Here is a 14,772-nt window from a genome sequence, read left to right as displayed (position 1 = left end):
TTTTCATTTCTCGTCGCACCTATCTCCTGACAACACCTTTTCATCAGGAGTATTCCGTGCTCAACCCTTGGTCCCACGCCCTTCCTGTGGCCGTTGCCATGGCCAGCCTTGCCACTGGCGCAGCGGCCCAGGAACAGCTGCTGTCGTTCAACCTGCCCGCCGCCAGCCTGGCCAGCAGCCTCAATGCCATCGCCAGCCAGAGCGGGCGCATCGTCTCCCTCGACCCTGCGCTGGTGCAGGGCAAGCAGGCACCGGCAATCGCCGGTCGCATGAGCGCCGTGCAGGCCATGCAAACGGCCTTGGCCGGCAGTGGCCTGCAGTTGCTGGTGACTGATCAGGGCAATTTCAGCGTACTCCCGACCATCGATGCCGGCGATGCCCTGGAGCTGGGCGCCACCAGCATCAATGACAGCGGCCTGGGCGCCACCACCGAGGGTTCGGGCTCCTACGCCGCACGGGCAATCACCATCGGCAAGGGCACTCACACGCTCAAGGAAATCCCCCAGTCGGTGTCGATCATGACCCGCAAGCAGATGGACGATCAGGACATCGTCGATCTCAAGGATGCCGTCAACAGGACCACCGGCCTGGTCGGCCTGCAGGGCGTGGGCCCGGGCTTGATCATCTATTCGCGCGGTTTTCAGATCGATGACTGGCAGTACGACGGCGTGCCGATCCCGCGCAACACCTACTCGCTGGGCAACTGGGCAACCCAGGACCTGATTTTCTTCGACCGTATGGAAGTCCTGCGCGGCGCCTCGGGCCTGCTGCAAGGCACCGGCAGCCCGGGTGGCGCGGTCAACCTGGTACGCAAACGCGGCCAGAGCGCGCCGACCGTGACCGTTACCGGCAAGGCCGGCAGCTGGGATCACTACGGCCTGCAACTGGATGCCGGCGGCCCGCTGAACGACGCCGGGACCGTGCGCGGACGCTTTGTCGCCGATGAAGACCAGAGCGATTCGTTCATCGACTACAAATGGAGCAAGACCCACTCGCTGTACGGCGCCCTCGACTTCGACCTGCGCGAGGACACCACCCTGGGCCTGGCGGTCAGCCGTTCCGATGCCGAGTCGCGGCCCATGTTGCGCGGCCTGCCGCGTTACGCCGACGGCAGCCCCCTGGACGTCCCCCGCTCGACCTTCACCGGCTCGCGCTGGAACCACTCGGAAATCGACGTCACCACCCTGTACGCCGACCTCGAACACCGCTTCAACGACGACTGGAAGTTTCGCGTCGCCGCCGTGCGCATGAGCGAAACCAACACTTCTGCCCACCAGCGCGTGCAATCCACCGGCGACGGCCTGGAGCCCGATGGCAGCGGTCTGACCTATGCCGACTGGGTGACGGATTTCGACTCCACCAAAGTGGGTGTAGACATGAACGTAGTCGGTCGCTTCGAGGGGTTCGGCCTGGAACAAGAGGTCACACTGGGCGGCAACTACTCCAGGCTGACCACCGATGACCTCTTCGCCCGCACGTTCAATGCAAGCGGCGACAGCGTGTTCGATATCGACCACCACCGCCCTGACATCGACTACGACAGCCTGCTGGCCAAACCCAATGGCCGTGGTACCGGGAGCGAATATGATGTACGCCAGAAAGGCCTGTACGGCAGCTGGCGGGTCAAGCTCGCCGAGCCGTTGACCCTGGTGCTCGGTTCGCGGGTCAGCTGGTTCGACCAAACCTACGATTCGACTGACTATGCCGCGATCACCCACGCCGCCACCGTCAATGCCACCAGCACCATGACCGAATCCGGTGAAGTCACGCCGTACGCCGGTATCATCTACGACCTGAGCCGCGAGTGGGCCGTGTACGCCAGCTACGCCGACGTCTTTGTCCCGCAGTCTGAGCGCGACGTCAGTGGCTCGGTGCTCAAACCGATCATCGGCAGCAACTACGAAATGGGTATCAAGGGCGAGCTGTTCGACGGCCGCGTCAATACCTCCCTGGCGGTGTTCCGTTTCGACCAGGAAAACCGCGCGACCCAGGACCTGGCCTCAGGCTTTGCCTGCGACGACTGGTACTGCTCCACCGCTTCCGGCAAGGTGCGCAGCCAGGGCATCGAGGCCGAGATCAGCGGCGAGGTACTCAGCGGCCTGCAACTGTTTGCCGGCTACACCTACAACACCACCAAATACCTGGACGACCCGGAGAACGAAGGCAAGACCTTCAGCACCTGGACGCCCAAACACATGCTGCGGGTATGGAGCGACTACCAGTTGCCGGGGGACTGGAGCAAGGTCAGCGCTGGACTGGGCTTTACCGCGCAAAGCCATACCCTGGGTTACGAGTCTACCTACGACGTAGCGGGTTATGCCGTGTGGGATGCGCGCCTGGCCTATCAGCTGACGCCTGAGGTGAGCCTGGCGGTGAACGGCAAAAACCTGTTCGACAAACGCTACTACGTGGCGGCTTACAACCAGCTCAGTGGCAACAACAACTTTGGCGAGCCGCGCAACTTCATGTTTTCCGTGAAGTACACGCCGCAGTTCTAGACCGCATCGCGGGGCAAGCCCGCTCCTACCCGGTGGGAGCGGGCTTGCCCCGCGATCATGCGCAACCCGCTAATCCCTGTGCAACGGCCAATGCGCCAGCGGCCAGTACCGCCCTCTGCGCGATTCAAACAAGGTAAAGTGACGTGCTCGCAGGCTGAACTGCGCCGCCTCCAACGCTTCCGGTACCGGGCCGTGAAAGTCGCGAAACAGGGTCAGGTGCGGACGATACTCTCTCGGCGCCTCGGCAAAACCCAGGGGTAACAGGGCCTGCTGCAAGGCATAGACCAACTGCCGCAAGGCCACCGGCGTCTGGCTCGGAGCCAGCACCAGGGCCTTGGCCCGGCGCCAGACCTCCAGACGGTCAAGCTCCACGGTCAGTGGCTCGCCGGGCACCTTCACCCCCGCAGCCGCCGCGAGGATGGCCGGCAATTGTGCCGTGCCCGCTGTGCCTAGAAACATCAGGGTCAAGTGGAAATTCGCCGATGGCACCGGTCGGCCATTGTCCATACCGAGTTCGCTACGCCACTGGGCAATGGCCCGGCGCTGCGTCGGTGTGCAGTCCACGGCGAAAAACAGCCGCTTGAAGGGCTCGCCGGTTTCGCGATCGCCTTGGCTCATGCCCTTGCCTCCCTTTTCTTTCGTCGTCCCACCCAGTCTAACGCTCCGCGCCAGCAGCCGTCAGTCGCCTCGCTGATATTTTTATTTTCACGCATTTGATTTCTGAAATAAAACATGTCATTTCTATCTACACCTGAGCCCCACCACCGGAGTCAACAATATGAACAAGACCGGACTTCTAGGCGCCTTGGCACTCTGTGCCTGCAGCGCATTGACCCAGGCCGACGAAGACAGCCTGCGCATTGGCATCGAAGCCGCCTACCCGCCCTTCTCCTACCGCACCCCGCAAGGCGAGCTTGCCGGCTTCGACTACGACATCGGCAATGCCTTGTGCGCGCAGATGCAGGTCAAGTGTCAGTGGGTGATCCAGGAGTTCGACGGGATGATTCCGTCATTGAAGGTGCGCAAGATCGACGCCGTGCTGTCGTCGATGTCGATCACTGAGGACCGGCTGAAATCGGTCGATTTCACCGCCAGGTACTACCACACGCCCGGCAAGTTCGCGATGAAGGCCGGCAGCCAGATCAACGATCCGCTGGTCGATCTCAAGGGCAGGAAAGTCGGGGTACAACGCGCCTCCACCTATGACCGTTTCGCCACCGAGCAGCTGGAAGTCGCCGGTGTCGAAGTGGTGCGCTATGCCTCGCAGAACGAAGCCTTCCTCGACCTGGCCTCCGGGCGCCTGGACGCCACCCTCGCCGACATCGTCAATACCGAAGAGAGCTTTATCAAGACGCCCGCCGGTCAAGGCTTTGCCCTGGTCGGCCCGGACATCAGCGACCCGAAGTACTTTGGCCGCGGCGCCGGGATTGCCGTGCGCAAGGGTGACAACGCCAACCTTACCCGCCTCAACGCCGCCATCGCCGCGATCCGCGCCAACGGCACCTACCAACAGGTGCAGAGCAAATACTTCCCGTTCGATATCTACGGCCAGTAAGCCCGGCTGGGAGGACTTTCATCATGCTTTACGGCTATGGATCGAGCATTCTCGATGGCGCCTGGCTGACCATTAACCTGGCGCTGCTGGCGATGGCCCTGGCCATCAGCCTGGGCCTGATCGGCGCAGCCTGCCGGTTATCGCCGCTGAAATGGCTGGCGACACTGGGCGAGGTCTACACCACGGTGGTGCGCGGCATTCCTGACCTGGTACTGATTCTGCTGATTTTTTATGGCGGTCAGGACCTGGTCAATCGCCTGGCACTGGCGCTGGGTTACGAGCAGTACATCGACATCAACCCCTTTATCGCCGGGGTCTGCACCATGGGTTTCATCTTTGGTGCGTACCTGTCGGAAACGTTCCGCGGAGCCTTCCTGGCCATTCCCAAAGGCCAGGCCGAAGCCGGCGCGGCTTATGGCATGAGCGCTGTGCAGGTGTTCTGGCGGATCAGCGTGCCGCAGATGGTGCGCCTGGCGATTCCGGGGTTCACCAACAACTGGCTGGTGCTGACCAAATCCACCGCGCTGATCTCGGTGATCGGCCTGCAGGACATGATGTTCAAGGCCAAGAACGCCGCCGACGCCACCCATCAGCCATTCACTTTCTTCCTCGCCGTGGCGGCGCTGTACCTGCTGCTGAGCAGCCTGTCGCTGCTGCTGTTGCGCGGTGTGGAAAAACGTTACTCGGTCGGCTTCAAAGCCGCCGAGCTGTGAGGGGATCAATTCGATGATGCTCGACTATCACCTGATCTGGCAGAACCTGCCGCTGTACCTGAACGGCATTCTGCTGACGCTCAAAGTGCTGCTGATATCCCTGGGCTGCGGCCTGGCATTGGCGGTCCCGCTGGCGCTGATGCGGGTCTCGCGTGCGTGCCTGCTGCGCTACCCGGCCTGGCTCTACACCTATGTGATCCGTGGCACGCCGATGCTGGTGCAGCTGTTCTTGATTTACTACGGCCTGGCCCAGTTCGAAGCCGTGCGTCACAGCCCGCTGTGGCCGTACCTGTCCAGCGCGACCTTCTGCACCTGCCTGGCATTCGCCATCAACACCAGTGCCTACAGCGCCGAGTTGCTGGCCGGCAGCCTGCGCGCCACCCCACGGGGCGAGATCGAAGCCGCGCGCGCCATGGGCATGTCACGCCTGACCCTGTACCGCCGCATCCTCTTGCCGTCAGCCCTGCGCCGGGCGCTGCCGCAGTACAGCAACGAGGTGCTGATGATGCTGCAGACCACCAGCCTCGCCTCGATCGTCACCCTGGTCGACATCACTGGCGCGGCGAAAACCTTCAATGCGCGCTACTACCTGCCGTTCGAGGCGTTCATTACCGCCGGGCTGATCTACCTGGTCCTGACTTTCATGCTGGTGCGCCTGTTCAAACTGGCCGAGCGTCGCTGGCTGGCCTACCTGGCCCCGCGCAAGCACTAAGGAGCTTCCATGCAGCACATTGAACATATTCTGCCGTGGAGTGCCTGCGGCACCCGGCGCACCCTGAGCCTGTTCCGCTTCGGCAGCGGCCCGCGCAAGGCCTACATCCAGGCATCGCTGCACGCCGATGAACTGCCGGGCATGCGCGTGGCCGTCGAGCTCAAGGCACGCCTGCGCGAGCTGGAAGCCCAGGGCCGGCTGACCGGAGTGATCGAGCTGGTGCCGCTGGCCAACCCGATCGGTATCGGCCAGATGTTCCAGGCCACCCATCAGGGCCGTTTCGAATTCAACAGTGGCAAGAACTTCAACCGCGATTTTCCGGCACTGACCGAGGCGCTGGTCGAGCGCCTGGAAGGTCAGTTGGGTAGCGATGGCGAAGCCAACGTAGCAACGATCCGCCGCGCCATGCTCGCCATCCTTGCCGCGCTGCCACCTGCGCAATCGGAACTCGACGGTCTGCGTCGCCTGCTCCTGCAACAGGCGTGCGACGCGGACCTGGTGCTCGACCTGCATTGCGATTTCGAATCGGTGATGCTGCTTTACGCCCTGCCGCAGAACTGGCCACGCCTGCGCTCGCTGGCGGCGCGCCTGGGTGCCGAGGCGGCGCTGCTGGCCGAAGACGCTGGCGGCAATGCCTTCGATGAAGCCTGCGCGGTGCCCTGGGTGAAACTGCCCGACTGCTTCCCCGAAGCCGAGATCCCGCTGGCCTGCGTCGCCACCACCATTGAACTGCGCGGCATGGCCGACACCGAACGCGAACCGTGCCAGGCCAGCGCCGAGCAGATCCTTGCTTACCTCGCCGACCAGGGTTTGATCAGCGGCGCATGGCCGGATGCGCCAGGCCACTGCTGCCAGGCCACGCCGTTTGCCGGTGCGCAGTACGCCTATGCCGAACACCCCGGGGTGGTCAGCTATCTGCAGCCACTGGGCGCCCAGGTTAGGGTCGGTGATCCGCTGTTCGAGGTCATCGATCCGCTCAGCGATCGCCACAGCATCGTCAGGGCTACCACCGACGGCATCCTCTACGCCCGCGAACGCCTGCGTTTTGCCCAGCCCGGCCTGTGGCTGGCCAAGGTCGCCGGCAGCACGCCCATTCGCCAGGGTCGCTTGCTCAGCGACTGACACCACCGAGTACCGACTGATGAACAAACTGGAAATTCACGACCTGCACAAAAGCTACGGCACCCACCAGGTGCTCAAGGGTGTCTCGCTGCATGCCAAAGCCGGCGATGTGATCAGCATCATCGGCTCGAGCGGCTCGGGCAAGAGTACCTTCCTGCGCTGCATCAACCTGCTCGAGCAGCCCAACGCCGGGCAGATCCTGGTCAACGGCGAACAGCTGAAACTGCGCAGCTGCCCGCGTGGCGGGTTGCGCGCCGCCGACCCGCGCCAACTGCAACGCCTACGCGCACGGCTGAGCATGGTTTTTCAGCATTTCAACCTGTGGTCGCACATGAGCGCCCTGGACAACGTCATGGAAGCGCCGGTGCATGTCCTCGGCATGAGCCGCAAGGAAGCCCGCGACAAGGCCGAGCATTACCTCGACAAGGTCGGCGTCAGCCATCGCCGTGACGCTTACCCGGCGCACATGTCCGGTGGCGAACAGCAACGGGTGGCGATCGCCCGTGCCCTGGCCATGGAGCCGGAGGTGATGCTGTTCGATGAGCCGACCTCGGCGCTCGACCCGGAGCTGGTCGGCGAGGTGCTCAAGGTCATGCAGGACCTGGCCCAGGAGGGGCGGACCATGGTGGTGGTGACCCACGAGATGGGCTTTGCCCGCGAGGTGTCCAACCAGTTACTGTTCCTCCATCAAGGGATTGCCGAAGAGCGCGGCGACCCGCGTGAAGTGCTGGCACGGCCGCAGTCCGAGCGCTTGCAGCAGTTTCTCGCCGGCAGCCTCAAGTAACTGCCCGCAGCACGCCCCGGCCGCGCGCCGGGGAGTGCCTTGGGATACACTAGCGCCAATCTTTCAGGGAGCTGTGCGCCGGATGCCGAGCACTACGAAGAACACTACCGTCTACGCCTCGCCGGTCATGCGCAAACTGTCGGAGAGCCTGAGCGAACTGCAACCCTCGTTGCGCAAAGTGGCCGACTACATCCTGCGCCACCCGCTCAAGGCTGCGACCCTGACCATCGAAGAAATGGCCCAGGCCACCGCGACCTCGCCGGCGGCGGTCAATCGTCTGGCCAAGGCGCTGGACCTGGGTGGCTACAGCGGCATGAAAACCGAGCTGGTGGCGACCCTGCAGCAGATGGTCTCGCCGGTAGACAAGCTGCGCAACGAGCTGGCCCAGCGCCCCGGTGGTGATTTCGGCCTGCATGAACAGATCCAGAGCGCCAGCAGCAACCTGGCCACCACCAGCAGCAACAACCAGGCCGAGACCTTCGAAGCCTTCGTCAGCAGCCTGATCAACGCGCGCAAGGTCTATGTGCTGGGCTTCGGCAACAGCGTCTATCTGGCCGGGCTGGCGGCCTCGACCCTGGTGCCGTTCTGCGCCGACGCTTGCGCGATCAGCATGGAAGGCGGCAACGAGAATGCTGCCTACCGGCTGGCCGCGATCACCGACCAGGACGTGCTGCTGGCCATCGCCCTGCCGCGCTATTCTCAAGACACCCTGCAACTGTCGCGCTTTGCCCAGGAGCGCGGTGCCACAGTGCTGGCGATCACCGACTCGCCCGCCTCGCCGCTTGCCCCGATCGCCCGCCACGTGTTGTTCGCCCCCGCCGATCATCCGGTACTGACCAGCTCCAATATTGCCGTGCTGGCGCTGATCGAAGGCCTGGTGGCCGGGGTCATGGCGCGCAACAAGGAAGCGGTGAAACTGGCGACCGAGTTGACGGAAAGTGTGATGTCTTACCTGCATGTGCCGGGGGGCAAGGTGGCGCGGAAATAGTACCGGCCTTATCGCGGGGCAAGCCCGCTCCCACAGCAATTGCCTCCCCCTGTGGGAGCGGGCTTGCCCCGCGAAAAAGCTCACATAATCCCCAAGCAAACCTTTGCGCCTATGACTAATGTCGGGCACCGACCCGGTAACATTTAGTACAAACCCCGGTTGTGATTGTTTATGCTGGCTGGCTCATGCCATGGCGCATCGCCACATCGACAAGTATCCGCCCATGAAAATCTTCCTTGTTCTGCTGTTTGCTTTTTCAATTACCTACGTCCATTTTCGCGGACGCGTCAGGCACAAAATCAGCCGCCAGCTGGGTGACCACTCAAGCTTCCTCGCTCCGGTGAACGTGTTCCTCTACCTGTTCTCCAAGCTCCCGGCCAAGCCCTACCTGCCGGTCGAATCCTTCCCCGAACTCAAGCCGCTGCAGGACAACTGGCAGGAAATCCGCGCCGAAGCCCAGCAACTGCTGCATGTCGGTGAAATCAAAAGCTCGCAAAACTACGACGACGTCGGTTTCAACTCCTTCTTCAAGAGCGGCTGGAAGCGTTTCTACCTGAAGTGGTACGGCGAAAGTCACCCCTCGGCGATGAAACTCTGCCCGCGCACCACCGAATTGCTGCAAGGCATCGGCAGCGTCAAAGCGGCGATGTTCGCCACCCTGCCACCGGGCTCGAAACTGGTCCGCCATCGCGACCCGTATGCCGGCTCCTACCGCTACCACCTGGGCCTGGACACGCCGAACGACGACGCCTGCTACATCTGCGTAGACGGCGAAAACTACGCCTGGCGCGACGGCGAAGGGGTGATTTTCGACGAGACCTACATCCACTACGCCTCCAACCAGACCGACCACAACCGCATCATCCTGTTCTGCGACGTCGAGCGCCCGCTCAAATACCGCTGGGCCAGCGCCTTCAACCGCTGGTTCAGCCGCAGCGTCATGGCCGCAGCCGCCGCGCCCAACGATGCCGGTGACAAGACTGGCGGCATCAACCGCCTGTTCACCCGTATCTACAAAATCCGCGCACGCGGCAAGGCGCTGAAGAAGCGTAACCGCACCCGTTACTACCTGGAGAAGTGGGCAGTGGTGGCGGCGTTGGTATTGCTGTTCATCTATATCTGAAGCGCACCCGGTGGGAACGGCGGTGTGGCGCCGGGGCCATGACCAACCACCTGGACGCCAAGACCCGCGAGCTGATCTCGCTGGGCAAGGCCGGCAGCTAGGCTGCAGACGTGCCGGCATGCACAAACAGTTGCATGCCGGCACCAACGCTTTCAGACTCGCGGTTCACCTTGCCAGGAACCGCCATGATCAACATCCGCCCCATGACCGTCGCCGACTTCGACCGCTTCTGGCCGACCTTCCAGGCCATTGTCGCTGCCCGCGAAACCTATGCCTTCGACCCGGCCCTGAGCCAGGAGCAGGCGCGTCAGCTGTGGCTGGAAGCACCGCTGCACACCCTGGTGGCCGAAGAGGATGGCGAGCTGCTCGGTTCCTACTTCCTCAAGGCCAATGCCGCCGGCCCGGGCAATCATGTGAGCAATTGCGGCTACATGGTTTGCGACGCCGCACGTGGGCGTGGTGTCGCCCGGTTGATGTGCGAGCACTCGCAACGCCTGGCCCGCGAACAGGGTTTTCTGGCCATGCAGTTCAACTTGGTGGTGTCGAGCAATGAGGTGGCGGTGGCCTTGTGGCAGAAGCTCGGTTTCGAGGTGGTCGGACGCTTGCCGCGGGCTTATCGGCATGCGCGCCTGGGGCTGGTCGATTGCCTGGTGATGTACAAATGGCTGGAGCAACCACAGCAACAGCAACCCATGCTGATCGGGCGCAAGAACATCGAGGCGGTAGTTTCGCGTAAGCGCGGGCGTTGATTATCGCGGGGCAAGCCCGCTCCCACCGAGGCTGCAAGAGTCCAGGTGGGAGCGGGCTTGCCCCGCGAAGCTTTTACAACGCATTGACGGCAAAGACTTTCAATGTTCAGATGCGCGCCAGTTTCAGGTGTCCTGCGCCGCCGTGCGCAGGGTGAAACGGGAAGCCGGTGCGTCACTCAAGGTGACTAGTCCGGCGCTGCCCCCGCAACGGTAAGCGAGCGAAGCCTTCGAAACACCACTGTGCCCTGGCATGGGAAGGTGAAGGCCTTCATGACCCTCGCAAGCCCGGAGACCGGCCTGAAGCTTCGTTTGGCAACCCCGCGGTGGGCGGGCGCAGGCCGGTTTGCGGGCGCCTGCGCGCGCAATTCCTCCATGCGTTGTTCCCTCCGGGATTCATTCTTCCAGCAGATTGTGGAACGACATGTCCCGTTACTCCAAGCTTCAAACCCTGGCGGCCAATGCCCTGGCGCCTTGCCTGGCATTCTCCTTGCCAACCTACGCCGCTGAAACCGGCACCCTGGCCCTGCCCTCAACGGCCATCACCAGCAGCAGCGACAACGACCCCATCAGCCTGGCCACGCCATTGCCGGCCGGTTCGCGCTTGAACCTCAGCGCCATGGACACCCCGGCGAGCACCAGCAGCATCAGTGCCGAGGTAATCGAAGGGCGCAACAACCGCACGGTTCAAGATGCCGTCAGCCGTTCACCGGGCATCACCTCGGTGGCCACCCCGGGCAACGGCAACACCGCCCTCTCGGCCCGTGGCTTTGAAGGCCACGGCTCGGTGATGACTCTGTTCGACGGCTCGCGGATGTACACCGGTGCCGGCACCCAGACCTTTCCGGTCGACCCGTGGATGGTCGAGCGCATCGACATCATCCGCGGCCCGGCTTCGGTGCTCTATGGCGAAGGCGCGACCGGCGCGGTGATCAACGTGATCCCGAAGAAGCCCTTCGCCGGTGAGATTCACAACCAGCTGCGCCTGGGCTACGGCTCTTATGACCGTCAGCAACTGGGCCTGGACAGCGGCGGTTCGCTGAGCGAGCGCCTGAGCTACCGGGTGACCCTCAACCGCCAGCAAAGCAACGGCTGGGTGGATCGCGGCGACTCGAAAAACCTGGCCATGAGCGCCGCCCTGCGTTTTGACGCCAGCGACGAGCTGAGCTTCACCCTGGCCCACGAACGTGGCGACGCCGAGCCGATGAACTACTTCGGCACACCGCTGATTGACGGCCACTACCGCGACAGTCTGCGCAAGAAGAACTACAACGTGCGTGATGACGTGCAGCGCTACCACGACGAGTGGACCCGCCTGAACACCGACTGGACCCTCAGCGACTCGATCAGCGCCAGCAACCAGCTGTACTACATCAAGAGCCGCCGGCACTGGCGCAATGCCGAAGACTACACCTGGGACAGCGCGCAGGGGCAGCTGCAGCGCGGCAGCTACCTGGAGATCAAACACGACCAGGAGCAGGTCGGCGATCGCCAGAGCTTTACCTTCGATCACACGCTGTTCGGCCTGGCCAGCAAGACCGTGGTCGGCGCCGAGTACAACCGCATCCGCTTCGGCATCAACAGCAACTCACCGTACAACGATATCGGCGGCGACTTCATCGATCCGTGGAACCCGGCGCCAGGCTACTTTCACAGCAACAGCCCGACCCGCCCGCAATCCCAGAGCACCACTCGCACCTTTGCCCTGTTCGCCGAAAACCGCACCCAGCTGTCTGAACGCTGGTCGCTGGTGACCGGCGTTCGCCGCGACCAGAACCACATCGACCGTGACAACCTGGTCGACAACAGCCGCACCGACCGCAGCCTCAACGGTGGCAACTGGCGTGCCGGGCTGGTGTTTGCGGTGACCGATGAACTGTCGCTGTATGGCCAGTACTCCACCAGTGAAGATGGTGTCAGCGACCTGGTCACCCTCAGCCCCAGCCAGCAGAACTTCGACCTGAGCGAAGCGAGGCAGACCGAGTTCGGCCTCAAGCAACTGTTCTGGGACGGCCGTGGCGAATGGACCCTGGCGGCCTATCACATCGTCAAGAAGAAGCTGCTGGTCGACGACCCGGTCACCCACCAGAAACAGCAGGCCGGGCAGCAGACTTCCGACGGCCTGGAAGCGACCCTGGAACTGGCCCTGGCCAACCAGTGGCAGGTCTCGGCCAACGCCTCGGTGGTGCGTGCCAAGTACGACGATTTCGAGCAGACCGTGGGCGGCCAGTCGCTGTCGCGCGCAGGCAACCGCCCGAGCAATGTGCCGCGGCGCACTGCCAACCTGTGGGTGAACAAAGGCCTGGGGTATGGCGTGGATGCCGGCATGGGCCTGCGCTATGTCGATGAGCGCTACGCCAACACCGCCAACACCCAGACGGTGCCCGGTTTTACCGTGGTCGATGCCAACCTTGGCTGGCAGGTACTGCCGGATATACGCCTGGGCCTGCAGTTGAACAACCTGCTGGACCGCCGCTACGCCGCCACCGCCCACAGTGGCGAACAGTGGTTGATGGGTGAGCCGCGCTCGTACTTCGCGACGCTGGATTACAGCTTCTGACATTGCCCGGTGGGAGCGGGCTTGTTGTGGGAGCGGGTTTGCCCCGCGATTGCGGTTGTTCAGTCACATTGCATCGCGGGGCAAGCCCGCTCCCACCGCAGCAAGCCAAGTGGATAACCGGGAAAACATGATTATGCTTCAAGAAGCCTTGCAGCAGTGCCAGACCGCCACCCCCAGGGCCAGGGCCAGGGTGCGGTAGCGCGCGTGGGTACTCCGGCCTACAAGAACGACACGGAGAACACCCATGGCGGCCATCGACACCACCTCCAGCGGCAGTACACCCAACCGCGGGATCACCAAGGAGGAGCGCAAGGTTATCTTCGCATCGTCCCTGGGTACCGTTTTCGAATGGTACGACTTCTACCTCTACGGCTCGCTCGCGGCGATCATCGCCAAGCACTTCTTCGCCGGTGTCAACGAAACCACCTCGTTCATCTTCGCCCTCCTCGCCTTTGCCGTACGCCCCTTCGGCGCCATTGTGTTCGGGCGTCTGGGCGACATGATCGGGCGCAAGTACACCTTCCTGATCACCATTGTGATCATGGGCGTGTCCACCGCGATCGTCGGTTTGCTACCCAGTTACAGCACCATCGGTGTGGCCGCGCCGATCATCCTGATCAGCCTGCGCCTGTTGCAAGGCCTGGCGCTTGGAGGTGAGTACGGCGGCGCTGCCACCTACGTGGCCGAACACGCGCCGAAAGGCAAACGTGGCTACTTCACCTCGTGGATCCAGACCACCGCGACCCTGGGCCTGTTCCTGTCGTTGCTGGTGATCCTCGCCTGCCGCACGATCCTCGGTACCGAAGCCTTCGAAGCCTGGGGCTGGCGGATTCCGTTCCTGCTGTCGATCCTGCTGCTGATCATTTCGGTGTACATCCGTCTGCAGCTGAGTGAATCGCCGGTGTTCGTCAAGATGAAGGCCGAAGGCAAAGCCTCCAAAGCGCCACTGACCGAATCCTTCGCCCGCTGGGACAACCTCAAGGTGGTGATCATGGCCCTGCTGGGCGGCACCGCCGGCCAGGCGGTGGTCTGGTACACCGGCCAGTTCTATGCGCTGTTCTTCCTGTTGCAGACCCTCAAGATCGACCCGCAAACCGCCAACCTGCTGATAGCCGGCTCGCTGCTGATCGGCACGCCGTTCTTCATCCTGTTCGGCAGCCTGCCGGACCGCATCGGACGCAAAGGCATCATCATGGCCGGCTGCATCATCGCGGCGCTGACCTACTTCCCGATCTTCAAAGCGTTGACCGAGTACGGCAACCCCGACGTGTTCATCGCCCAGGAGAAAAACCCGGTGACGGTGATCGCCGATCCCAACCAGTGCTCATTCCAGTTCGACCCGGTGGGCAAAGCCAAATTCACCAGCTCCTGCGACCTGGCCAAAAGCGTGCTGGCCAAACGGGCCATTCCCTACGAGAACGAAAAGGCCGAGCCTGGCGTCGTTGCGCAGATCCGGATCGGTGACAAAGTGCTGCAGAGCTTCGAGGGCACCGGCATGCCGGCTGCCGACTTCAAGGTCCAGAACGATGCCTTCGTCGCGATGCTCACCACCGCGCTCAAGGATGCGGGATACCCTGAAAAAGCCGACCCGGCCAAGACCAACTACCCGATGGTATTGCTCCTGCTGACCATCCTGGTGATCTACGTGACCATGGTCTACGGCCCGATTGCCGCCTGGCTGGTGGAGTTGTTCCCGGCGCGCATCCGCTACACCTCGATGTCGCTGCCCTACCACATCGGCAACGGCTGGTTCGGCGGCTTCCTGCCCACGGTGGCATTCGCCATGGTGGCGGCGACCGGGGATATCTACTACGGGCTGTGGTACCCGATCGTGATCGCGGTGATGACCGCCATCCTCGGCATATGCTTCCTGCCGGAAACCAAGGACCGGGAAATTCATCACACCTGAAGCCGATGCTGTACGTAGCACTGCGGGTTGGGCGATGATCGCGCCCCACCCGCTGTCAATGG

12 protein-coding genes and 1 riboswitch are annotated in these 14,772 nt (G+C 63.1%); of the genes, 11 read left to right on the top strand and 1 reads right to left on the bottom strand.

Annotation, left to right across the window (positions count from 1 at the left end):
• Nucleotides 1-56: 56 nt before the first annotated feature.
• Nucleotides 57-2,498: a TonB-dependent siderophore receptor gene (locus PSAKL28_RS10515; protein ID WP_038609834.1), complete on the top strand. Its 2,442-nt coding sequence runs from the start codon at nucleotides 57-59 to the stop codon at nucleotides 2,496-2,498.
• Between the two features lie 69 nt (nucleotides 2,499-2,567).
• On the opposite strand, the gene thpR is transcribed toward PSAKL28_RS10515, so the two are convergent.
• Nucleotides 2,568-3,116, bottom strand: coding sequence for an RNA 2',3'-cyclic phosphodiesterase (gene thpR, locus PSAKL28_RS10510; RefSeq protein ID WP_038609831.1), 549 nt, complete (start codon nucleotides 3,114-3,116; stop codon nucleotides 2,568-2,570).
• A 160-nt stretch (nucleotides 3,117-3,276) separates the two neighbouring features.
• Here thpR and aotJ point away from each other — a divergent pair, with 160 nt between their 5' ends.
• The 10 genes from aotJ (at nucleotide 3,277) to PSAKL28_RS10455 (ending at nucleotide 14,710) form a co-directional block, all read left to right on the top strand.
• Complete coding sequence (aotJ, locus tag PSAKL28_RS10505; protein ID WP_038609829.1) at nucleotides 3,277-4,053, top strand: L-arginine-binding protein AotJ; 777 nt, start codon at nucleotides 3,277-3,279, stop codon at nucleotides 4,051-4,053.
• Nucleotides 4,054-4,076: 23 nt separating this feature from the next.
• Nucleotides 4,077-4,766 carry an ABC transporter permease gene (locus PSAKL28_RS10500; RefSeq protein WP_038609826.1) on the top strand — a complete coding sequence of 230 codons (690 nt, stop codon included), beginning with the start codon at nucleotides 4,077-4,079 and terminating at the stop codon, nucleotides 4,764-4,766.
• Nucleotides 4,767-4,779: 13 nt separating this feature from the next.
• A complete protein-coding gene (locus PSAKL28_RS10495; protein WP_038609823.1) occupies nucleotides 4,780-5,478 on the top strand; it encodes an ABC transporter permease in 699 nt (232 codons plus the stop codon).
• Nucleotides 5,479-5,487: 9 nt separating this feature from the next.
• Entirely contained in the window at nucleotides 5,488-6,600 is a 1,113-nt protein-coding gene (locus PSAKL28_RS10490; protein WP_038609820.1) for a succinylglutamate desuccinylase/aspartoacylase family protein, read from the top strand.
• Between the two features lie 19 nt (nucleotides 6,601-6,619).
• Nucleotides 6,620-7,384 (top strand): ABC transporter ATP-binding protein, encoded by a 765-nt coding sequence (locus PSAKL28_RS10485; protein WP_038609817.1) that lies wholly within the window; start codon nucleotides 6,620-6,622, stop codon nucleotides 7,382-7,384.
• Nucleotides 7,385-7,466: 82 nt separating this feature from the next.
• On the top strand, nucleotides 7,467-8,372 hold the full coding sequence (locus PSAKL28_RS10480; protein ID WP_038609815.1) for a MurR/RpiR family transcriptional regulator: 906 nt from the start codon (nucleotides 7,467-7,469) through the stop codon (nucleotides 8,370-8,372).
• A gap of 223 nt (nucleotides 8,373-8,595) precedes the next feature.
• Nucleotides 8,596-9,495 carry a lipid A hydroxylase LpxO gene (lpxO, locus tag PSAKL28_RS10475; protein WP_038616471.1) on the top strand — a complete coding sequence of 300 codons (900 nt, stop codon included), beginning with the start codon at nucleotides 8,596-8,598 and terminating at the stop codon, nucleotides 9,493-9,495.
• 185 nt (nucleotides 9,496-9,680) lie between these two features.
• Nucleotides 9,681-10,244 (top strand): GNAT family N-acetyltransferase, encoded by a 564-nt coding sequence (locus PSAKL28_RS10470; protein ID WP_038609812.1) that lies wholly within the window; start codon nucleotides 9,681-9,683, stop codon nucleotides 10,242-10,244.
• Nucleotides 10,245-10,352: 108 nt separating this feature from the next.
• Nucleotides 10,353-10,559: riboswitch (cobalamin riboswitch) on the top strand.
• 106 nt (nucleotides 10,560-10,665) lie between these two features.
• On the top strand, nucleotides 10,666-12,801 hold the full coding sequence (locus PSAKL28_RS10460; protein WP_038609806.1) for a TonB-dependent receptor: 2,136 nt from the start codon (nucleotides 10,666-10,668) through the stop codon (nucleotides 12,799-12,801).
• 244 nt (nucleotides 12,802-13,045) lie between these two features.
• Entirely contained in the window at nucleotides 13,046-14,710 is a 1,665-nt protein-coding gene (locus tag PSAKL28_RS10455) for an MFS transporter (RefSeq protein ID WP_038609803.1), read from the top strand.
• Nucleotides 14,711-14,772 lie beyond the last annotated feature (62 nt).

The sequence above is a fragment of the Pseudomonas alkylphenolica genome (genome assembly GCF_000746525.1).
Lineage (GTDB): Bacteria > Pseudomonadota > Gammaproteobacteria > Pseudomonadales > Pseudomonadaceae > Aquipseudomonas > Aquipseudomonas alkylphenolica.
The sequence above is the reverse complement of the archived record's forward strand: the minus strand, read 5'-3'. Positions and strand labels throughout refer to the sequence as shown.